The sequence below is a fragment of the Streptomyces bullii genome (assembly GCF_042657145.1).
GTDB lineage: Bacteria > Actinomycetota > Actinomycetes > Streptomycetales > Streptomycetaceae > Streptomyces > Streptomyces bullii.
The window spans coordinates 288,784-308,495 of the sequence record NZ_JBHSNY010000007.1 but is presented as its reverse complement, the minus strand read 5'-3'; the positions used below and the strand labels follow the sequence as shown (position 1 = coordinate 308,495).

Genomic DNA, 19,712 nt, shown 5'->3' with positions numbered 1-19,712 from the left:
GAAGGGATGCCCGCTACTCCGTGACAAAGGGGGCGTACCCGTCCGGCACCTCGCTGACCTGCAAGTCCGAGAAGAGCAGGGTGAGACGGTGCGCGTTGGTCTCGATGCGGACCTCATGGAAGTCGATCCCAACGGCTTGCGCCCAACGGCGGGTCGCTTCCGACTGCGGGAGGACCTTCGCACCTGGGTACAAGGAGTGCCACTTCACGCCCCAGACGTACCCGTCGAGGTCGACGCCGGTCTCATGGTCGATGAGGCGGTCGTCCAAAGAGACACGCCAGGTCTCCGGCAGTACGGACGATTCGCACCGGGCCTCGACGCAGTACCGGAAGAGATACCGCAGATACGCCGGCTCGACGCCGGTGCGGGGATCCGCCGTCACGTAGACGATGACCTCGTAGTCGCGCATGTAGCTGGTGTATCCGTGGTGGACGACGGCGTGATCGAAGGTCTCGTCCAACATCTGTTCAAGCACTGCGGCGTCCCTACGACCGTTTCTATCCCACACGATCAGCCCCTGACAGCCTGATATCTACCGGTGCCAGGGGCTGAGGACTCCACAAGGATCGCTCGGACAAGTCTTAGCCGGGAGCTTCCTCTCCCCCCACCGTCGCGGATCATGGCCCCGAGTCGGTCGGCGATGGCCCGGTCCCGGTCGCTGGTCATGTGCTGGTAGATCAGTGCGGCCCGGGAGCTGCTGTGCCCCATCCGCGTCATCAGCTCCCGCGTGCTGGCCCCGGCCGTCGAGGCCAGTGTGTTGCCCGTGTGCCGCAGGTCGTGGAAGTGCAGCTCGGCCGTGACGCCCGCAGCCTTCCGAGCCTTGACCCAGTCGTCCCGGAAGTTGCTCCGCCGCAGCTGCCCACCTTGCGGCCCGACGAAGACGTGTCCATCGCGGCCGGGAGCGGCGAAGTGCTCCAGGTGGTGTGTGACCGCGTCGAGCAGTTCAGCCGGGAAGGAGACGGAGCGCACCCCGGCCGCGGATTTCGGCGCCTTGTCGAAGAGCCGGCCGTTCTGGAGCTCGGCCTGAGCCCGGCGGACGGTGACGGTCAGCCCCTCCAGGTCGATGTCCCGGCGCCTCAGGGCCGCCAGTTCCCCGAGCCGCAGGGTGGTGAAGGCCGCCAGGAGCACGAGCAGCCGGTAGCGCGGTGCGATGGAGTCGGCGACGGCGAAGACCTCCGCCACCGTGAGGACCGGCCGCTCGGGCACGTCGTAGCGGTCCGCGCCCTTGATGCGGCACGGGTTGCGCCGGATCAGCTCGTCGTCCACGGCCGTGTTCATCAGGGCACGCAGCAGTTGGTACGCCTTGACCACCGTCGGCTCACCGACGCCGGCCGCGAGGAGCTTGCCGCGCCAGCTGCGCACCCGGGCCGTCGTCACGTCGGCCACGCTCCCGGCCTCGAAGGTGGGCAGGATGTGCAGCCGTATCACCGACTCGTTCCGCTCACGGGTGCGGTCGGCGAGCTTCCGGTCCCGCAGCCACGCGGTGGCGTACTCCCCGAAGTTCACCGCCCCAGCGTCCGGGTCCGACCACTGCCCACGCGCGATGTCCGACTCGATGTGTGTCAGGGCGACTTGGGCATCGGTCTTGGTCGCGTACGTCTTCTCGGCCGGACGCAGTTGCCCCGTCTCGGGATCGCGGTAGCGGACCTGCCAACGGCCGGACGGAAGCTGTCGGACCGACCCGAAGTCCCGGCGCCTGCCTCTCCTGTTGGCCATCAGGCAGCCCTCCGCAGAGACCCGTGCCGGTGACCGGTAACCGTCCACAGCCTCGCCGGTTTCCAGGGCAGTAGCCGTTGCGTCCAGGAGGATTGCAAAGTCCTCGACTTCGATGCCGAGGCGGAGACGGCGAGGGCTGCTCACAGTGAACACGCAGTGCCGTACCAGCTGCCGTGGCTCGACGCGCGTTGAGCCTGCCACACGGGGCCACAGCGCTTGCGGTCGACAAGCTCATGACGAAAGAGCATGGTGGAACTAAAGGGGCATAGGGGAAATCAGGGGCTTCAGGCTAGCAATGCCAGGTCTCCTGAAAGCGCAACTGTCCGGATACGTCTTCTGGGCTCATGGCATCGATCTCGCTCGCGGAAGCCGCCATGCCACTGCACCCGTGCCGCCCCTGAGCGTCTGCCGAAAGCAAGGAGCTCGTTATGACTCGCAGGATCACCACGGTGGCAGCAGTCCATGGCATGGACTACGAGAACATCGGCACCAACGAACGAAGCTCTGCCATCCGCAACGGAGTGGAGTTCTTCCAGGAAGGAGAAGGGTATCGCCGCTTCTTCGACGGGGAACTGCGCTGGGGCGGAGAATGCCGCGGCGAGATCCATCTGGACGGAAGGGTTCAGAACAGCGAACTCTTCGTGCAGGGGACCGCGCTCCTGTACGAGGCGGACAGCGAGGACAACTGGGACCTCGACGGCAGCCAGCCACTCCAATTCTCCGTGCCGAAGGGCGCTACCGTTCAGCGGTCAGCGCACGTCACCAACACGGACGAGGACGCCGAGGACTACGTCCACTGGGACGTCACGATATCCAACAACATCGTCGAGTGACCTACCCCCACAACCGCACCGGCGCTGGCCGCTGGTGCGGTCACGGTGGGGCCCGCACAACTCATAGGATGAGGCTCGACTGCAAAAGCCGGTGTCGAGCCGGAGCAGTGCCGTCAAGCGTTGGACGGGGCGCCCAGGCGGCCGTGTAAGCGCCGACTAGGTTCGATCAGGCAGGGAGAGTCCCCCGCAACCTGTGCTGGGCGGGAGAAGAGCATGTGCCCTCTGCATGCCCGATCGAGGAGCGACCGGCGGGGAACAACGGCGGTCGCCAGCGTTGGGCGCCTCCGCAGCAGCCGGTCCATGTGGCTCATGGCCTCGCGCTGGGTGTCCTGAACGACATGGGTGCCACCACTCGGGGCACGACCCCGGCCGCCGTGAGAAGCGTGGCCGTGCCGGGCATCGTGCAGCCGGATGATCCCCGCCTTGGCGCGGGCAGCAGCCTGCAGCATCCGGTGCCAGCGCAGGGGCGCGATGCAGAGAGCGGGTAGCGGGACGGCACGACGGCGACGGCCCTTGGGGTCATCGCCGTACAGGACGCCACGGCGGCGTTGGGTCTGCTGCCGGACGTGGAGTACGCGGTTGTCGAGGTCGAGGTCCGACCAGCGAAGGCCGACGATCTCACCCCGCCGAAGGCCCATCGATGGCAAGCACGAAGGCCGCGTACAGCGGGTCCCTGCGGGACGCCGTCAGGAAGTCGAGCGTCTCGTCGAGGGTCCAGGCTTCAACTCGACGAGTGTTGGTGCGGGGTGGCTCGACCAACTTGGCAACATTGCGTGTGATCAGGTCCTCGCGGCAGGCGGAGGAACAGCGCGGAGCGCAGACTCGGTGCGACTCCTTGACGGTTGCGGCGGTGGTCTTCTTCTCCAAGCGGACGAGGAACCGGCGGACGTCGGCGACGCCAAGGGATTCAGCCGGTAGATCGCTCTTGTGCTGGTGGCGCCTATGATCTCGGCGGCTTGCGAGGTTTGCGCGGTCTGGCCCAGCTGCCGTGTGGCCGGTTCCGGTTCTGGACCAGTGCCGCCGCGTCGAACTGGGCTTTGCTGGTCACTGCTCGTGGTTCAGGTACGAGCTTGGTCGCAGTCGATCGCCACGGGACAGCCGAGGCCCAGCCGACCAAGGGCATGGTCTCGTCGTAGTGCGGCGCGAACTGCGCGACGATGATGGTGGGCATCTGATAGTTCAGGCTGCGGACGTGTTCGATGAACGCGTCCGGCAGCGAAACATGGTGGGTTTCCACGTAGTGCGGGAAGTCCTGGCGCCATAGCCAGGTGCCGTCGGTCACCAGTGACGAGCATCCGGGAGAGTGCCGGTGGGCGCTCCCGGTGATGACGTCGTGTCCGCCCTCCATGACGTCGACGAGGACGTGGCCGGCGTCCAGGTAGGCCACCAGGTCCGCCTCGTCCGGCTCGCCGACAGGCCGGACGGCATCGTGTATCGATCCGTTCGGCCGGCCGGAGCGGTTCTCCAGTTCGTCGTAGAAGCCCAGCAATCCCAGCACTGCGTCTCCTTCGACGAGCGTTCCAATCCCTGCTGGCACTCGTGGATGCGGCCACCGTTAATCATCGGGGTGTGCAGTAAAACGATCACGCGGTGGCCTCAGGGCACAGCATAAACACTGCCCACTGGCAGAAAGCCTTCGAGGATCTGATGGACCGCATCGCGGGCAGGTTCGCCCGGGTCGAAGTCGCCGAATGCGGCACCTGGTGCTGGGACTCCTCGCGGACCTGCCGCGGAAAAACTGCTGGACCATCGCCGAATGGGCCGGGGACACGACTCCCGACGCCATGCGGCACCTCCTGAGCCGCGCCAAGCGGGACGCCGGCGCCGTCCGCGACGACCTACGCGCCCACGTGGTGGCCAAGCATCCCGTCCGGTCATCACCACCTGCTGATCCGCCGTAACCGAAGCACCGGCGAACTCGCCTACTACCGCTGCTACTCACCCCAGCCGGTGCCCCTGACAGCCCTGGTGCGGGTCGCGGGACTCAGGTGGAGGGTCGAAGAGACGTTCCAGTCAGTGAAGCGTCCTGGTCCCGCTGGGTCACTCTCGCCATGCTCGCCCATGCCTTCCTGGCCGTCGTCCGGCGCCGACGAACACCGCCTCCGCCCCGGCCCCGGCCCCGGCCCCGACGACTTGATACCGCTGACGTGCAACGAAATCCAGCGACTCTTCACAGCCCTCGTCGCCCAACCCGTCCACGAGGCTGGTCACTGGCTTCGCTGGTCCCCCTGGAGGCGTCGTCATCAAGCCCGCACCGCGCCACTGCCGCCACCGGACCGTCGAAGATCCTCGCGACGACACCTGGCATGACTGCCTGATCTGGACGCACTCCGCCACCGCATCCGGCCCGTCGTCGCCCTGATGCGCCCGCCACTGACACCTTGCTGGGTGGAGGCCGGTGCGGGGACGAGCCGCAGGTCACCGGCGCGACGCTCCAGCCCCTCTCCTGGAGTGGAGGTTGCCGTCCGGCTATGTGTCGAACCTGACGTGCACGGCCGCAGCGAAGGGGACACCTGCGGGCGCATACTGGGGGCAATGACAAAGCCTGCTGCACTGAAGCGTCATTTGCCTACCAGCCCCTTCAAGGCCCGGGTCACGCCGGCTCCCAAGCACTTCGCGGTGGGTGACCAGGTGACGCACGACATGTACGGCCTCGGCCGGGTGATCGGCGTCGAGGACGGTATCGCGGCACTCGTGGATTTCGGGTCGGCGCAAGAGCGGATCTTGAGCCCGTACGCCAAGATGACCAAGCTGTAGGACCTCTGTGCCCAGTCAAGGCACGCCAGGTTTCTCCAGGGACTCGAAACGAAAAGGACGACCTCTCATCGATCTGACCTCGCTGTTCTCCGCTCCGGAAGGGGCAGCTCGCTGCTCTGCCACAGCATCGCCGCCTCCGACGACGAACCCTTTCCAGGCCCCGGACTTCGGGGAGGACCAGGCTGCCGTATTCGAGGACGCTCAAGGACACGTCTCAGGCATGAGTGCAGCGTGACCCAAGGCATATGGCTCCCACCGGCTACGGGGGGAATCGACAGCTGGCCGCGGGCCTTCCGTTTCCGTACTCCCCAGAGCTACGGATCAGCAGGCTTCTGACACCCACGGCTGACATCGACGAGGCCGGACGGCGGTGTACACCAGCGCTTCTGTCCGGCCGTCGCGCCAGTCGACGGCAGCAGCCGGCGCGGGCTCGGGTTCGAAGCCTGCCGGGGGGACTCGGGCCACCGGGGCTGGCGGTCGCGAGGATCGTGGTGACGTCGTCTTCCGTCGAACTCTAGGCGGTGGCCGTCCTCCCGCAGGTGCCATGCCTCCCGCTCGGCCCAGGCGCGGTCGGCCCGGCGTAACTGACGAAGACCGACTCCCCTGCTGCGGGCATCCCTGCACACTCCCCGGAATGTCATCGCTGACACTGGAAATCACGGTGAAAGCGGTACAGCGCCGACGCTGCTGGGGTTGTCACCGGACGGGTTCACCGGGGCGGGGATCCTGTCGGCGTGATGGCAAGTCGGCCATGACCTGGCACCGAGCCCCGGGAGAACCGACCGTCATGGGCTTGTGACTACTGCACGTCCACGTAGTCGCCGGTCGCCTTGGCCGCCGGCGTGGTGGAGGTGCCGGCGAAGTACCAGCGCCAGTAACCGTCCTCGGAAGCGGTGACCGTGCTCGTCAGGCCCCCGGTGCTGGAGGTGTACACGGTCTTGACGGTGGTGTAGGTCGTGGTGCCCGCCTTGCGGAACTGCAGCTTGACCGGCTGGTTGGTGTAGCCGCGGTAGTCGAGCGTGTCCCAGTTGGCCCGGCTGAGTTTGCCGGTGACCGTGAGCGTCCCGCCCTTGGCGATCGGTTCGGGACCGGCGTTGACGGTCAGGTTCGACAGGCGCTGCAGACGCGTGGTGGTGTAGGCCCACCGCTCCGTCCAGCTGTCGTCATTGGCCCAGACCTGCACACCGACTTTCCACGTCCCCGCGTCGGCGTTGGTGACCCACCAGTCCGGCTCGAAGGTGAAGGTCTTGGAGCAGGCGGAGGTCGTGGCGCTGGATGCGACGCAGTCCGCGGGCGTGGTGTCCTCGTTCGGAACGACGTAGTCGGTGGCGCTGTAGTAAGGGTCGGTGCCGTCCGGGCCGCGCCACAGGTAGAAGTCCGCGTCCCAGATGCCCGACGGGTCGGTGGCTGTCACGGACACCGTGACGGTCTTGTCGGTGACGCCGACGACGATGTCCTTGCCACCGTTGACGGAGACGTCGGTGATCTGTATGTCGCCGACGACCTCGTCCGCGTACGCTGCCGGGCCGGTGAATCCGCCCAGCGCGGCGGCAGCGGCCAGCACAGCGAAGATTGCGCGCTTGCGCATGGATCTCCCTTGCAAGGTGAAGACACCCGCCGGATGAACGCACGGCGGGCGGATGAGACCGCACACCGTAATGAGCACACCCACGGGGCACAAGCAGACGGCGATCTCCGTCATTGTGCGCGATAACCGGACATCCGGGCGGAGCGGAGTGGAAGCCAACAACGGCCCGGCGGGCATTGCCGCTCGCAGCACCAGTCAGTCTCAGCGAGACTGGCCCCTCTCACGTGGTGTACGCAGCCCCACGAAGATCGCTTACGTCTCCTGCCAGTTGGCGGTGCCGCCGTGAGAAAATCCGGCAGATGGCGTCGAGCCAGGTGGCAGAGGCCGTAGGGGCCTCGGGGGTGGGGCGGAGATGACGAGGCGTACGAGGGCCTGGCTGGCCGGTGGTTGGCTTGTGCTGGTTGTCGTCAGCTGGTCGTTCACGGAGTCGATCGACGACGGGATCGAGCCGACGTCGGGGCCGCGGCCGAAGCCGTCAGTGTCGGCGTCGGTGTCGTCCCCGGCATGTGCGGTGCCGACGCCGACGCCGTCGGCTGACCCGGAGGGCGACATCCTCGCCCACCGCGATGCCGACCCCGACCTGGAACCCGCCGTCGTCACGGCAGTCGTCTGCAAGGTCGATGACTGACATTCGTGGAGGATGAGCAGGTGCACGGTGACGGGGAGAGCGACGGGTCTGCGGCGGGCGATCGCGACGCGATCGGGATCTCGCTCGGGCTGTCGCTCGGGACCGCCGTCGGGATCGCGCTCGGGCTGACGGTCTTCGACAACCTCGGGCTGGGGCTCGCCCTGGGGATGGGCCTCGGCGCCGCCGTGGGCGCGGGTGCCGGTGCCGGTGCCGGTTGGGCAGCGGGGCAGGCACGCGCGGATGAGGGCGACAGCCCCTGACGGCAGGCGGGGCGTGCGGCCGAAACGTCCCGGTGTCGGGGGTCAGTCCGCACAACTCGGCGGTGCAGCGTTGTGTTGACGTACGTCGGGGATCGAATATCTGGTGATCAGCGACAGTACCGCGACCAGCGCGGGCCTGATCGCCGCGTCGGAGGCGTACAACGCCAGCGGTGCCGTGCCGTACCACGTGCGCGGCGTCGAGGAGATCGGCGCCTTCTTCGACGGGCTGGAGCTGGTGGAGCCCGGGATCGTGCGGGTCACCGAGTGGCGTCCGGAGGGCGGCACCGGCGCCGGTGGTGGCGCGGACGGTTCCGTGGGCGGCGCCGCGGGTGGCGCCGCGGGCGGTTCCGGCGTGCTCGTGGACGCCTACTGCGGTGTGGGGCGCAAGGTCCAGGCAGGGGCGTCACCCGTCCGCGCCGATCGTCTCCGCGGGCCGCGCACCAGCGGCGATAATCGGGGCATGCCCGCATCGCCGTCCCCGGTCTTCCCGTCGCGCCGCCCGTTCCGTGGGCGGGTGGTTGCGTGAGGCCGTCCCAGCCGGCGGGCCCGCCTGAGACGCATCTGCGGCTGCTGGGCGACCTGCTCGCCGCGGGTGAGCCGTACGGCCTCGTGGTCGCCGGGGGTTACGCGGTGCTGGCGCACGGCCTGGTGGACCGGCTCAGCCGGAGCGTGGACGTGGCCACCGAGCACGCCGCCGGTATGGCGGAGATCGCCGGCACCGTGCGGACCGGGCTGGAGGCACGGGGCTGGGTCGTACGGGCCGTGGAGACGTTCCCGCTCTCCGCGCGGCTGACCGTCGGCGACCCGGGCGGCGGGGAGGAGTGCGAGGCCGGTCTCCACAAGGAGGTGCTGTGGCGGCCGCCCGTGACGACGGAGTACGGTCCGGCGCTCGCCCTCGACGACCTCGTCGGCACGCGGGTGCGGGCGCTGGCCGACCGTGGGCTGCCCGGGGACCTCATCGACGTCCATGCCGCCTCGGCCCGTTGGAGCCGCCCCGAACTGGAGGAGCTCGGCCGACGCCACGCGCCCGACACCTTCGACCTGTCCGACCTCCAGGCCCGCTTGAGCGGTACGGACTGGCTCGACGACGCGGGGTTCGCCGCCTATGGACTCGACGAGCGGGACATCGTCGCGCTGCGCCGCTGGGCACAGGAATGGGCGGACGACATCGCGGAGCGGCTGGTCGAGGGGGAGGCGCCGGAGGACTCGTGAGCGGTGCGGCGCCCCTCCCACCGCCGCCCTGCCGCCGCCAGCGTCAGCGTCACGGCGACCGACCCCGCCGCCAACGCCGTCATCGCCGCCGCCGGGGAGACGAGTTGGGCCACCGCGCCCGCCAGCGCCGCGCTCACGCCCTGCATCGTGAGCATGCCGGCGGAGTGCAAGCCGAGGGCGTGGCCCGCCAGTTCGCCGGGGGTGAGCGACATCAAGCGTTCCTGCTGGGCCAGGTTCGCGCCGAAGCCGACGGAGGCCAGGGTCGCGAGGGCCGCTGCCAGGGGGAGCGGGGGGTGCAGGGCGAAGGCCAGGTAAGGCACGGCAAGGAGCAGCAGGAGCGGGGTGCCCAGGCGGGGGCGCAACCCGGGCGGTGACAGGCGGCCCACGGCGACGTCCCCGGCGAGCATGCCGAACGCGGCGCAGGCGAACAGGATGCCCGCGGCCTGCGGGGCGTAGGAGACGTACAGCGACTCGCAGCCGACGATCAGGCCGTTGGGGATCCACAGGGCCAGGTAGACGTGGCGGCGGGGCGGGGACGACCACAGAACGGCGTTGGTGCGCCAGGTGGCGGTCATGGACGGGCGGCCCGCGGCGCGTGGCGGGCGGCGGGTCAGGCCGAGGCGCAGGCCGAGGGCCGCCGTCAGGTACAGCACGGCGGAGAGCAGCAGGGCCGGGCGCGGGGACAGCGCCGCCACCAGGACGCCGCCCGTGGCGAATCCTGCGATCTGCATGACGCCGCTCATCATGTTGAACACCGAACGCCCCAGCAGGTAGCCGTCCTTGCTGAGCAGCTCGTTCAGCAGTCCCCAGCGCACTCCCCCGGCCACGGACTCGGCGAGGCCCTTGGCGAGGACGACGGTGAGGACCGCCCAGACCGGCAGGCCGGGCAGCGCCAGGACGGCCGTACCGGCCGCGAAGACCAGCGCGAGGCCCGTCAGGGCGGCGCGCGGGGGCAGCCGGTCGGCGGCCGACAGCAGGAACGTCGCGCCCAGCACCTGGGCGAGGGACGAGCCGAACATGCTCACCGCTGTCAGCAGCGGCGACTGGGTCGCCCGGTACACCAGGGTGCCCAGGGCCAGGCCGCCCGTGGTCTGGGCGACCGTCTGCGCCGACGCCGCCAGGAAGAACGGGGTGAACTCCGGGGTGCGGAAGAGATCGCGGTAACTGCGCATGGCTTCAGGCTCCGGCGGCCGGGAGCCGGGTCGTTATTGTTTCGCGCACGTGCGAAAGACTGAGACAGGTGGTCCACCTCCGTCGTTCGCCGTCGGTGGTTCGTGGTTCTCAGGCGAGGGGGTGGCGGCCGCTGATGGGCTGGTGGCAGATCAACGCCGACACCCTCGCGGGAAGCCGGTTCGTGCTCTCCCCGCTCGCCGAGACCTTCGCGAGTCTGCGGCTGCTGCACACGGCCGAGGCCACGCACCCCGGCGAACGGGCCTGGCTCGACGCCCACCTGCCCGCCTACCGGCGGTGCCTGGCGGACGACCCGGTGACCGCGCTGCTCGTTACCTGCGGGCTCGGGCCGGAGTGGATCGCCGACTTCCTCACTCCCACGCCGCGTGCCGGGGAGAGTTTCGAGCAGGAGGTCGCACGCGTCCGGGCGGCCTCACCGGACGCGGCCCGCGCCCACCTCGCCGTCTCCCTGCGCGGCCCGCTCCCGGCCCGCCTGGAGCGCGACGACCTCCCGGAGCGGGCCGCCGGCCTGCTGACGTACGTCTGGCGGGAGGCCGTACGGCCGTACTGGCCGCGGCGCCGGCGCGTCCTGGAGGCCGATGTGGCCGCGCGCACGGCGCAGGTCGGCCAGGGCGGCTGGGCGGCCGCGCTGGAGACGCTGCGACCGGGCACGCGGTGGCTCGGCGGGAACCGACTGCAGGTGAACGCCCACGAGTATCCGCCGCGGGAGATCTCCGGAGCGGAGCTGGTGTTCGTGCCCGTCACGCCGCAGCGCGTCGGCTGGGTGTCGTGGGAGGGCACGGACCGCTACGCACTCGTCTACCCGTGCGCGGGCGTCCTCGCCGACGGCGCCGGCCGACCCGTGCCCGCGAGCCTCGGCGCGCTGCTCGGCACGGCGCGCGCCCGAGTCCTGGTGCTGCTCGGCTCTCCCCTGAGCACGAGTCAGCTGGTCGCCGTGACCGGCCAGGGGCTCGGCTCGGTCGGACGGCATCTGCGGGTGCTGCTGGACGCGGGGCTGGTGGAGCGGCGGCGGGCGGGGCGTTCGGTGCTGTACGAGCGGACGGCGGCCGGGGAGGTGCTGGTGCGGTCGAGCCGGGGCCAGGAACCGCTCGTCGAGGCCGGGCACGGGCAGAACCCGCTCACGGCCGGGCACGGCCAGGAACCGCTCATGGAGGCCGGGCGCGGGGACGACACCTCGCGCGGCTAGCATCCGCGCATGACCACTGACATCCAGGGCGAGTCGCCCCTCAACGTCGAGATCGGCGCCCTCCAGGGCGGTTCCGCGGACCTCTCCCAATACGCCGGCACGGTCGTGCTGGTCGTGAACGTGGCCTCCAAGTGCGGGCTCACCCCGCAGTACGAGGGGCTGGAGAAGCTGCACGAGCGGTACGCGGGGCAGGGCTTCACCGTGCTGGGCGTGCCCTGCAACCAGTTCCTCGGGCAGGAGCCCGGCAGCGCCGGGGAGATCGCCGAGTTCTGCTCGGCGACGTACGGCGTGACGTTCCCGATGACCGAGAAGGTCGAGGTCAACGGGGAGGGCCGGCATCCGCTGTACGACCGCCTGGTCGGCTTCGCCGACGGCGAGGGGCACAGCGGGGACATCCGCTGGAACTTCGAAAAGTTCCTGATCGGCCGGGACGGCACGGTCGTCGCCCGCTTCTCGCCGCAGACCGAGCCGGAGTCGGCGGAGGTCGTGGCGGCCGTGGAGAGCGCGCTCGCCCGGTGAGAGCGGGGCACAGACCTGAGCAGGGCACAGACCTGCAAGGTCACAGACCGAACCCCCTCGGCAAGGACGGCGGGCTTGTCGAGAGGGCTCTTCCGGTGGTGCTGGTGCGATTGTCGCTCGCGCGGTGGGGCCGGGAGCGCGAGGCTGCTGCGCCGCTTAGGCCTTGACGGACGTCACGAAGGCGTTCCACGCGTCGGCGGGGAAGGCCAGCGTGGGACCGTCGGGGACCTTGGAGTCGCGTACGGCCAGTTCCGCCACGGACGGGGTCCTGACCTCGACACACGCGCCGTTTCCCGTGGAGTAGGAGGACTTGGTCCACGTCTCCGCGGAACCCTGAAGAATTGCCATGTTCGCTCCGGTAGCCAGTTGCTGAGCTGCTGTCACCGCTTCGCCGTCCGGCTGGACGGCGGAGCGGTTTGCGCCAACGTCGCTATGTCGTTGGCGTGATCGACGCTACTCGCCAACCTCGGCATTCGGAGCAGTCATTCACTCGACTGGATGGCATATTCCAGGGGAGTCTTCCAGTCCGGCGTGTCAGGGGTGTAGCATCCGGCGGCGTTTCACCGGCTACATCGCCGGGCACGGGTCATCGCGCGTACTCCTTGGCCACGTCCTCGATGAGCTGGCGGGACTGGTCGACGTTCAGCGACTGCGCCCGAAGGTGCTCGTACATCACCGTGTACTTCTGCACGTCGTGCGCCTTCTCCAGGTAGAGGTCGCTGGTCACGCCCTCGATGTAGACGACGCTGGAGTCGGCCGCGTCCGAGAACTCCAGGATGGCGTACTGCCCGTTGACTCCCGGATGCGCGCCCATGTCGAAGGGCAGCACCTGCACGGTGACGTGCGGGAGCTGGGACATCTCCGCGAGGTGCTCCAGCTGCTCGCGCATGACCTGGCGGCTTCCCACGACCCGGCGCAGGGACGCCTCGTCCAGGACCACCCACAGGCGGAGCGGGTTGGTCTCGGTGGTGATTCGTTCCTGCCGGCGCATCCGCACCTCGACCCGCTTGTCGATCTCCGTCGGCGAGGTCTCGGGCAGCGCGCCCCGGATGATGGCCTCGGCGTACGCGCGGGTCTGCAACAGGCCGGTGATGATCTGGGGTTCGTAGACCCGCAGCGACTCGGCGTCCGTCTCCAGGCCGATGTAGACGCTGTAGGGGATGTCCCCGAAGGCATGCCACCAGCCCTGCTGGCGCGAGTCCTTCGCCATCTGCATCAGCGACTCGACGATCCGCTGGTCCTCGACCTCGTACACCCCGCACAGGTCGCGGACGTCACGCTGGCTGATGCTGCGCCGGCCGTTCTCCAGCCGGCTGATCTTCGACTGCGACACCAGCAGTCGTTCTGCCACTTCCTCGGCCGTCATGCCCTTGAGCTCGCGGAGCCTGCGCAGCTCCTGGCCCAGCCGGCGCCGCCTGACGGTGGGATTGACATTGGACGCCACGGGACGTGCACCTCCGGCTGCGTGCCTCTACTTTGCGTATCTGCTGTTGAGCAGACTGCCACCAAGGCGCTTCGTACCGCTGGGAAACGGCGGATATGCGACGGGTACACGCCAGTTGGGGCACGCCGAGCGGGGTGGCAGAACCAGAACGGTTCTGCCACCCCGCTCGGACAGCGGCTCCCGGTGACCGGGTCTGGGGATCCCGTTGCGCGTGGTACCGGTCGTCGTACGGGCGTGACGCCGTACGTACTGCCGTACCTCCGCGCTGCGGTGCTGTGGTGCGGCGGTTTCGTGGTGCGGCGGTGCGATGTCGTGGTGGTTCTGCGGTGCGGTGGTTCTGCGGTGCGGTGCCTCTGCGGTGCGGTGGTGCGGTGTCCTGGTCCCGTGGTGGGACCGCGGCTCAGTGGGCCACGGCGCGTGCCATGGATCCACGGCGCGGCTGCACCGGAACACCACGGGCCGGTTCGGCCACTCCCCTGCCTCCGGGGGCGGCCTGGCGGCCGGCCGGGGCCGGGCGGCGCGGCTGGGCTGCCACGCCGTTCTGGACGTCCATCACGGCGTGCGCCACGAGGCCGCCCATCGGGTCGTGCCGGATCAGGTCCCGCAACCGGCTACGGGACGAGCGTCCCTCGTTGCCCGGGTACAGGTGCTTGCCGAGGCCGACCGCGTGTGCCAGCGCGGCGAGCGCCGCGGTCCGCGGGTCCGGCGGTACGCCGGTGCGGATCGCGGAATCCAGCCGGGCCCTGATCTCCCGGCTGATCGCGTTGTCCGTCGCCTGGTAGCGAGTCGTCGGCAGCACCCCGCACATCTGACCGGCCACGGCGTGCACCATGCCGCACCGCTCCAGATGCGAGAGGTAGGTCTGGCGGAGCCCGAGACGGGGTCCGCCGATCCAGTGGACGGCCCGAACCGGAGCGCCGCGCCTTCGCAGCAACTCCAACGCGCAGTCCAGTGTCGGATCTCCTGTCGGCCGTGGTACGACCACGGCGATACGATCCCCGTCTGGGGCTATCCGTCCGGCCAACGCCAGCTCCACTAGCTGCGCTCCGGCCAGACCGAGGTCGAGCGACTGCGGCTGTGCAGTGGTACCCGTGGTCGGGTCCAGTGCCAGCAGCAGAAGCTCCTCCGGAAGTGTTCTGCGGCTCCTGCCCATCCATGCCTCCCCGCGTGGATGAATGACAGGGTGACCCCTCTCACATTGGTCTGTCGAGGGTGCGTGACCGGTTCGTAGTGGAACCAGTAGGTATGTCGTTCTCGTCTACCGCGTGAGTCGGGCCCGCACACAGGACACTGGTACATGGTTCGGACAGCGCCGGGGGAGCGGTGTCCCGGGCGGCGATTCACGGTTCGTTTCGCGCACGCTGGGCGTGCGGCGCATGGAGGAGGCATCGGTGGCGGGCGAGTCCCCCGACAGGTCGAAGCAGCGCGAGTCGTCGGCACAACCGACGTCGGGGAGCGCGGGTCCGGTTCCCGAGGCCAGGAGCGAGGCGGGCGAGACGGGTACGTCGCGCGAGCCGCGCGACCCTCGGCTGGCGGTGGCCCGCGAGGCCTCGGCGTCGTCCTCCGCGTCTTCTGGGTCGTCTTCTTCGTCGTCTGCTGCGTCCTCCTCCGGGGCGCGGGGCGGCGTCGACACGGCGACGCGGACGCTGTCGGTCCGTGAGGTGAGGGCGGAGGACGAGCAGGCCGAGGACACGCAGGCGGATGCCGAGGAGGGCGGGCTCGGCGGGGGCGAGGGCTCTGGCAACGCGGACGCGGACGCGGCGGCGACCGGTGACGCGGACTCGTCCGATTCCTCCAACTCTTCCGTGCTTTCCGACTCTTCCGACTCTTCCGGTGCTTCGGGCTCTTCCGGTTCTTCGGGCTCTTCCGGTGCTTCCGGTGCTATCGACGCCTCCGGTTCGTCGGGTGGCGGTGCTGGGGCCACCGCCCGTGACGGGCGGCTGCGGGAGGCTGTCGCCGCGTGGGCGCGGCCGGCGGACGGGAACACGGGCGCCGACGCGGCCGGGAGCGGCGCCGGGGACGACGAGGGCGCCCCGGGCTCCCAGGCGCCCGCGCGCGGGGCCGAGGACGCCGAGGACGCCACTGCGGCCGGGACCGCGGTCGAGGGCGCCGAGGTCGGCGCGGGGGCGGCTTCCACGGACGACAGCGACAGCCAGGCGGCGCCGAAGGCGGGCGCGGCTGTGGGCAGGGCCGTGGGGACGGGCAGCGACACCGACGCGGGGAGCGGCGCGGGGGCGGACGGCACCGCGACTGCGAGCGGCGACCGGGGCGACGCGGACGCCACGGCGGACGCCGACACCGACGCCGGCGCGCAGGCGGTGGTGGACGCTGCCGAGCCCGCGAGCGGCGCCGACGGCGGCTCACGCGCCGCGGCGGACGCGGACGCGGCCACGGAGACCAGCAAGCCCGCGAGCCACAACGAGGACGACGCCGACACGGCCACGGACACCGCCAAGCCCGTGAGCGACGCGGAGGACGGCTCGGACGCCACGGCGGACGCCGACACCGACGCCGGCGCTCAGGCGGTGGTGGACACCGCCACGCCCGCGAGCCACCCCAAGGGCGACGCCGATGCGGCCACGGACACCAGCAAGCCTGCGAGCGCGGCCGAGGACGACGCCGACACCGACGCGGACGCCGCCGAGCCCGCGAGCGACACCGACGCCGACTCAGGCACCGCAGCGGGCGCCGGTGCTGCCTCGGACGCCGCCCAGCCCGCCAAGGGTGCCGAGCCCCTCAAGGACGGCTCACGGGCCGGAGTGGACGGCGGCGCGGTCACGGACGCCGTCAGCCCCCGGCCGGAGGCCGGAGCCCGCGGCGCGGACGACGACGGCGGTGAGGCCGAGGCCGCCGGGCACGACGGCCCCGAGGGTGCCGACGGCGCCCGTCGCCAGAGCGACACGCAGCCCGTCGATCAGCCCACCGCCGTGTTCAAGGCCGTGCGGCCCCCCGCCCCCGCCGTCGATCAGCCCACCACCATGCTGAAGATCGGCGACGCGGCGGGGAAGGCCGGCAAGAGCGACGACAAGGACGGCGCTCAGGCCGCACAGGACGCACCGGCCGCGCAGAGCGCCAAGACCGAGTCCGATGCCGAGCGGACCAGCAAGTTCGTCGCCCTCAGGGATCTGGACGACCCGGCGACCCGCAGGCCGAAGCCCGCCGAGGCGACGACCGCGCTGCCCCGGGTGGCCCCGGCGGAGTCCGCCTCGGCCGTGCCGCAGGTCGGGCCGGAGCGTACGACGCAGCAGCCGTTGCCGCCGAAGCCGCCGCTGGACCTGCTGGCGGAGCTGACGAACACCCCGCCGCCGCCGGACACCCCGCTGCGGACGGCCGTGCGGCGCGTGAAGATCTGGACGCCGCTGGTGCTGCTGCTGGTGATCGTCTTCGCGGTCGTACAGAGTGTGCGCCCGCTGCCGACGCCCACGCTCGACCTCACCGCCCAGGACAGCTACACCTTCCAGGGCGGCAAGGTCGACATCCCGTGGCCGGCCGCGGGGCAGGCGGCGCTGGACGTGCAGGGCATCGGCACGTTCGGCTCGTCCGGTGAGCAGAAGCCCGTGCCGATCGCCAGTGTCGCCAAGGTCATGACGGCGTACGTCATCCTGCGCGACCACCCGCTCAAGAGCGGCGAGGACGGGCCGAAGATCGAGATCGACCAGGCGGCAGAGGACCAGTCCGACGCGGGTCAGGAGTCGACCGTCGACGTGACCAAGGGCGACAAGATCTCCCAGCGGGAGGCCCTGGAGAGCATCCTGATCGCGTCCGCGAACAACGTGGCGCGGCTGCTGGCCCGCTGGGACGCGGGGTCCGAGAAGGCGTTCGTGGCGAAGATGAACGACGCCGCGAAGGACCTCGGCATGAAGAACACGACGTACACCGACCCGTCGGGTCTGAACAACACGACCGTCTCCACGGCCGTCGACCAGGTGAAGCTGGCGAAGGCGGCGATGCAGCAGCCCGCCTTCCGTGAGGTCGCCGCGATGATGTCCTACGTCGACTACAAGGGCGTCAAGCACGACAACTGGAACCGTCTGGTCGGTTACAACGACGTCGTCGGCATCAAGACCGGCACCACCACCTCGGCGCTCGGCAACCTCGTCTTCGCGGCGAAGAAGGAGGTCGGCGGCGAGACGCGCAGGATCGTCGGTGCCGTGGTGCGCCAGCCCGCGGGAGGCCCGGACAACACCATCCTGGGCGCCGCCCTGCACGAGGGCGACAAGCTGATCGGCGCCGCGCAGGACGCCCTCAAGTCGGAGACGATCCTGAAGAAGGGCACGGTCGTCGGGTACGCCGACGACGGCCTCGGCGGCCGTACGCCGGTCGTCGTCACCGAGGACGTCACGGCGGTCGGCTGGGCGGGCCTGACGGTGGAGCTGACGTTCGCCGCCGACGAGTTGCCGCACCAGGCCAAGGCCGGCGCGAAGGTGGGCACGCTCACCGTGGGCGACGGCACGAACAGCGCCGTGAAGGTTCCGGTCGCCCTGCAGAAGGACCTCGTGGAGCCCGGTCTCGCGGACAAGCTGACGCGGCTCGGCTGACCCGCGCCGAACGCGCGGCGCCCCGCCCGGTCCCGGCGGATCGGGCGGGGCGCTGTCCGTTCCCCCCGGATGGCCCCAGGGCTACTGCTCCCCCGCCTGCTCCTTCTCGCACTCCAGCGTCGTCGTGCGGGACGGGCCCGCGTACGTGGAGCTGATGCGGACGTTGCCCGACCCGTGGGTGGTCAGGCGGGTGAACTCGCCGTCGGCGGTCAGACAGGCGTTGTCCGCCCACAGCCACGGCGAGTAGGCGATCCGTACGGTGACCGAACCGGCCCTCGGCATGTGGACGACGAGGTTGGCGCCGTCGGCGCTCACCACCGAGGCTGGCTTGTCGACCAGCGGGGTCGCGTTCTTCACGCGGTAGATCTTCCAGTTGGCGTCCTCCCAGACCTTCTTGAGATAGTCCGGCTCGCTGGACACCAGGGCGTGTTCGAGTTCCGCGGGGCCGTCCGGGTCGCCGTTGACGAGGACGACGAAGCCCACGGCCCACTGGGAGAGCCAGGCCCGGTACGCCTCGGAGGAGAAGGCGCCCTCGGGCACCTTGGTGCCGCCGTGCCCCTCGTAGAAGAGGCGGCCGCGCTCGACGTCGACCTGGCGGTTCCAGCCGCGGGCCATGTTGATGTACGGCGCGAGGATCGCGGCCTCCCGGTGGTCGCGGGCCGGAACGACCTCGACCCGCGTCTTCCAGGCCCCGAGCCGCTCCAGCTCGTCGACGACGCCGTCGGTCTTGACGGCCCACTCGGGCACCTTGGTGTTGGTGACGATGTCGGCGACCGTCTTGCCGGACAGCCAGGTCAGGGACAGGGCCAGGGCCACCGCGCAGGTCACCCTGCGCCGCCGGGGCGTGAACCAGCCGAGCGGCAGCCGGGCGGACAGCGGGTCGGCGGCCTCGTCCTCGCGGCCGTCCCCCCGGTACCCGGCGACGACGAGCAGCGCCGCGGGCGCCGCCAGCTCCGCGAGCCGTTCGACGTTGGTGCCGACCGGCGAGGAGATCAGGTAGCAGAGCACCACGCCGAGCGCGTACACCACGGCGCCGAACCGCAGCACCCGCCAGGCGCGCGGCGCCGTCAGCACGACCGCCGCGCACAGCAGGACGGGCGGCCATATCCGTGCGAACGGCATGGGCTGCTCGCCCTCGAACGGGAAGAGCAGCGTGGTGGTGGCGACGACGGCGACCGGCGGCACGACCAGCACGGCGGCCCGGCCCCACTCGCGCGTCAGCAGGTACGCGGCGCCGACCACGAGGAGGAACAGCCCGGCGACGGGGCTCCCCAACGTGGACAGCGTCGCGGCCAGCGCCGCCACGGCCAGGCGCCGTCTGCCACGCCCGCTGACCACCGCCAGCAGGGCGGCCATCGCGAAGGCCGTGCCCAGCATGAACGTCGAACGCCCCGACACCACCTGGCACCACAGCGAGAACGTCACCGCGAGCGCGGGCCACACCGGTGCGCGCACCCCCGTCCGGGCGACCACCGCGCCGGCCAGCCACGACGCCGTGAGCCCCGACAGCATCGTGACGGGGACCACGCCGAGCGCCGCCATCAGGTACGGCGAGATCACGCTGTAGTTCGCCGCGTGCACACCGCCGTACCAGAACAGGTTGTACGCGGAGTCCGGGTACAGCCGCGCGAACTCCGCCCACGCCACCTGCGCGGCCAGGTCGCCGCCGCCGGTCGCGAACACCGCCCACCACACGAAGTACAGCGGCAGCGCGCAGACGAGGGCCGTGAGCGGGACGCGATGGCGCTCGTACCACGGCTCACGCACCTGCCCGGGCTTGTCGCCGCGCAGGACAGGGCGGTGTGGGGTCAGCTCGGCGAAGGCCACTGCGGCTGTTCCG

The 19,712-nt window shown here is 70.6% G+C and carries 18 protein-coding genes and 3 pseudogenes; 11 read left to right on the top strand and 10 right to left on the bottom strand.

Features of this window, described 5'->3' with window-relative positions; translation table 11 throughout:
* Positions 1 to 13: 13 nt before the first annotated feature.
* Together ACFPZJ_RS21880 and ACFPZJ_RS21875 are read right to left on the bottom strand one after the other, a co-directional pair.
* Positions 14 to 508: a YxiG-like protein gene (locus ACFPZJ_RS21880; RefSeq protein ID WP_461097115.1), complete on the bottom strand. Its 495-nt coding sequence runs from the start codon at positions 506 to 508 to the stop codon at positions 14 to 16.
* Between the two features lie 2 nt (positions 509 to 510).
* A complete protein-coding gene (locus ACFPZJ_RS21875; protein ID WP_381024181.1) occupies positions 511 to 1,716 on the bottom strand; it encodes a tyrosine-type recombinase/integrase in 1,206 nt (401 codons plus the stop codon).
* Positions 1,717 to 2,144: 428 nt separating this feature from the next.
* On the opposite strand from ACFPZJ_RS21875, the gene ACFPZJ_RS21870 reads away from it, so the two are divergent.
* Positions 2,145 to 2,549, top strand: a complete 405-nt coding sequence (locus tag ACFPZJ_RS21870; protein ID WP_381024179.1) for a hypothetical protein — start codon at positions 2,145 to 2,147, stop codon at positions 2,547 to 2,549.
* 275 nt (positions 2,550 to 2,824) lie between these two features.
* On the opposite strand, the pseudogene ACFPZJ_RS21865 reads toward ACFPZJ_RS21870, so the two are convergent.
* A pseudogene (locus tag ACFPZJ_RS21865) lies at positions 2,825 to 3,458 on the bottom strand (site-specific integrase); the annotation flags it as partial.
* Between the two features lie 31 nt (positions 3,459 to 3,489).
* Positions 3,490 to 4,047, bottom strand: coding sequence for a hypothetical protein (locus tag ACFPZJ_RS21860; RefSeq protein WP_381024177.1), 558 nt, complete (start codon positions 4,045 to 4,047; stop codon positions 3,490 to 3,492).
* 193 nt (positions 4,048 to 4,240) lie between these two features.
* Between ACFPZJ_RS21860 and ACFPZJ_RS39900 the strand changes: the two genes are divergently transcribed.
* From ACFPZJ_RS39900 to ACFPZJ_RS21850, 3 genes and pseudogenes are all read left to right on the top strand, one after another.
* A complete protein-coding gene (locus ACFPZJ_RS39900) occupies positions 4,241 to 4,450 on the top strand; it encodes a hypothetical protein (protein WP_461097112.1) in 210 nt (69 codons plus the stop codon).
* Positions 4,419 to 4,859 (top strand): annotated as a pseudogene (locus ACFPZJ_RS21855) (hypothetical protein); the annotation flags it as partial. The gene ACFPZJ_RS39900 and the pseudogene ACFPZJ_RS21855, both read left to right, overlap by 32 nt.
* Before the next feature lie 225 nt (positions 4,860 to 5,084).
* On the top strand, positions 5,085 to 5,306 hold the full coding sequence (locus ACFPZJ_RS21850; RefSeq protein WP_381024175.1) for a hypothetical protein: 222 nt from the start codon (positions 5,085 to 5,087) through the stop codon (positions 5,304 to 5,306).
* Positions 5,307 to 6,105: 799 nt separating this feature from the next.
* Here the strand turns inward: ACFPZJ_RS21850 and ACFPZJ_RS21845 are convergent.
* Positions 6,106 to 6,894: a calcium-binding protein gene (locus ACFPZJ_RS21845; RefSeq protein WP_381024173.1), complete on the bottom strand. Its 789-nt coding sequence runs from the start codon at positions 6,892 to 6,894 to the stop codon at positions 6,106 to 6,108.
* Between the two features lie 352 nt (positions 6,895 to 7,246).
* On the opposite strand from ACFPZJ_RS21845, the gene ACFPZJ_RS21840 reads away from it, so the two are divergent.
* The 4 genes and pseudogenes from ACFPZJ_RS21840 to ACFPZJ_RS21825 all read left to right on the top strand — a co-directional run bounded on the left by ACFPZJ_RS21840 (position 7,247) and on the right by ACFPZJ_RS21825 (position 8,994).
* Positions 7,247 to 7,522, top strand: coding sequence for a hypothetical protein (locus ACFPZJ_RS21840; RefSeq protein WP_381024170.1), 276 nt, complete (start codon positions 7,247 to 7,249; stop codon positions 7,520 to 7,522).
* Between the two features lie 5 nt (positions 7,523 to 7,527).
* Positions 7,528 to 7,782, top strand: a complete 255-nt coding sequence (locus ACFPZJ_RS21835; protein WP_381024168.1) for a hypothetical protein — start codon at positions 7,528 to 7,530, stop codon at positions 7,780 to 7,782.
* A gap of 97 nt (positions 7,783 to 7,879) precedes the next feature.
* Positions 7,880 to 8,170 (top strand): annotated as a pseudogene (locus ACFPZJ_RS21830) (SAM-dependent methyltransferase); the annotation flags it as partial.
* Between the two features lie 134 nt (positions 8,171 to 8,304).
* On the top strand, positions 8,305 to 8,994 hold the full coding sequence (locus tag ACFPZJ_RS21825; RefSeq protein ID WP_381024165.1) for a nucleotidyl transferase AbiEii/AbiGii toxin family protein: 690 nt from the start codon (positions 8,305 to 8,307) through the stop codon (positions 8,992 to 8,994).
* On the opposite strand, the gene ACFPZJ_RS21820 is transcribed toward ACFPZJ_RS21825, so the two are convergent.
* Positions 8,886 to 10,166 (bottom strand): MFS transporter, encoded by a 1,281-nt coding sequence (locus tag ACFPZJ_RS21820; protein WP_381024163.1) that lies wholly within the window; start codon positions 10,164 to 10,166, stop codon positions 8,886 to 8,888. The genes ACFPZJ_RS21825 and ACFPZJ_RS21820 overlap by 109 nt on opposite strands.
* Positions 10,167 to 10,300: 134 nt before the next feature.
* Here ACFPZJ_RS21820 and ACFPZJ_RS21815 point away from each other — a divergent pair, with 134 nt between their 5' ends.
* Entirely contained in the window at positions 10,301 to 11,371 is a 1,071-nt protein-coding gene (locus ACFPZJ_RS21815; protein ID WP_381024161.1) for an ArsR/SmtB family transcription factor, read from the top strand.
* A gap of 9 nt (positions 11,372 to 11,380) precedes the next feature.
* The gene (locus tag ACFPZJ_RS21810) at positions 11,381 to 11,890 is read left to right on the top strand and encodes a glutathione peroxidase (RefSeq protein WP_381024158.1); all 510 of its coding nucleotides are present in this window, start codon (positions 11,381 to 11,383) and stop codon (positions 11,888 to 11,890) included.
* A 156-nt stretch (positions 11,891 to 12,046) separates the two neighbouring features.
* Here the strand turns inward: ACFPZJ_RS21810 and ACFPZJ_RS21805 are convergent, their stop codons facing one another.
* From ACFPZJ_RS21805 to ACFPZJ_RS21795, 3 genes are all read right to left on the bottom strand, one after another.
* Entirely contained in the window at positions 12,047 to 12,238 is a 192-nt protein-coding gene (locus tag ACFPZJ_RS21805; RefSeq protein ID WP_381024156.1) for a DUF397 domain-containing protein, read from the bottom strand.
* 238 nt (positions 12,239 to 12,476) lie between these two features.
* Positions 12,477 to 13,334, bottom strand: coding sequence for a helix-turn-helix domain-containing protein (locus ACFPZJ_RS21800; protein ID WP_381024153.1), 858 nt, complete (start codon positions 13,332 to 13,334; stop codon positions 12,477 to 12,479).
* A 400-nt stretch (positions 13,335 to 13,734) separates the two neighbouring features.
* Positions 13,735 to 14,487, bottom strand: a complete 753-nt coding sequence (locus ACFPZJ_RS21795; protein ID WP_381024151.1) for a GOLPH3/VPS74 family protein — start codon at positions 14,485 to 14,487, stop codon at positions 13,735 to 13,737.
* A gap of 223 nt (positions 14,488 to 14,710) precedes the next feature.
* On the opposite strand from ACFPZJ_RS21795, the gene ACFPZJ_RS21790 reads away from it, so the two are divergent.
* Positions 14,711 to 17,872: a D-alanyl-D-alanine carboxypeptidase gene (locus ACFPZJ_RS21790; protein ID WP_381024148.1), complete on the top strand. Its 3,162-nt coding sequence runs from the start codon at positions 14,711 to 14,713 to the stop codon at positions 17,870 to 17,872.
* A gap of 81 nt (positions 17,873 to 17,953) precedes the next feature.
* Here the strand turns inward: ACFPZJ_RS21790 and ACFPZJ_RS21785 are convergent, their stop codons facing one another.
* A complete protein-coding gene (locus ACFPZJ_RS21785) occupies positions 17,954 to 19,639 on the bottom strand; it encodes a hypothetical protein (protein WP_381024655.1) in 1,686 nt (561 codons plus the stop codon).
* Positions 19,640 to 19,712 lie beyond the last annotated feature (73 nt).

Excerpts from the sequence above, each read along its gene's own strand:
- ACFPZJ_RS21875 (WP_381024181.1), bottom strand. The coding sequence starts at position 1,716 with ATGGCCAACAGGAGAGGCAGGCGCCGGGACTTCGGGTCGGTCCGACAG.
- ACFPZJ_RS21870 (WP_381024179.1), top strand. The coding sequence starts at position 2,145 with ATGACTCGCAGGATCACCACGGTGGCAGCAGTCCATGGCATGGACTAC.
- ACFPZJ_RS39900 (WP_461097112.1), top strand. The coding sequence starts at position 4,241 with ATGCGGCACCTGGTGCTGGGACTCCTCGCGGACCTGCCGCGGAAAAAC.
- ACFPZJ_RS21850 (WP_381024175.1), top strand. The coding sequence starts at position 5,085 with ATGACAAAGCCTGCTGCACTGAAGCGTCATTTGCCTACCAGCCCCTTC.
- ACFPZJ_RS21845 (WP_381024173.1), bottom strand. The coding sequence starts at position 6,894 with ATGCGCAAGCGCGCAATCTTCGCTGTGCTGGCCGCTGCCGCCGCGCTG.
- ACFPZJ_RS21840 (WP_381024170.1), top strand. The coding sequence starts at position 7,247 with ATGACGAGGCGTACGAGGGCCTGGCTGGCCGGTGGTTGGCTTGTGCTG.
- ACFPZJ_RS21820 (WP_381024163.1), bottom strand. The coding sequence starts at position 10,166 with ATGCGCAGTTACCGCGATCTCTTCCGCACCCCGGAGTTCACCCCGTTC.
- ACFPZJ_RS21815 (WP_381024161.1), top strand. The coding sequence starts at position 10,301 with ATGGGCTGGTGGCAGATCAACGCCGACACCCTCGCGGGAAGCCGGTTC.
- ACFPZJ_RS21810 (WP_381024158.1), top strand. The coding sequence starts at position 11,381 with ATGACCACTGACATCCAGGGCGAGTCGCCCCTCAACGTCGAGATCGGC.
- ACFPZJ_RS21805 (WP_381024156.1), bottom strand. The coding sequence starts at position 12,238 with ATGGCAATTCTTCAGGGTTCCGCGGAGACGTGGACCAAGTCCTCCTAC.
- ACFPZJ_RS21795 (WP_381024151.1), bottom strand. The coding sequence starts at position 14,487 with ATGGGCAGGAGCCGCAGAACACTTCCGGAGGAGCTTCTGCTGCTGGCA.
- ACFPZJ_RS21790 (WP_381024148.1), top strand. The coding sequence starts at position 14,711 with ATGGAGGAGGCATCGGTGGCGGGCGAGTCCCCCGACAGGTCGAAGCAG.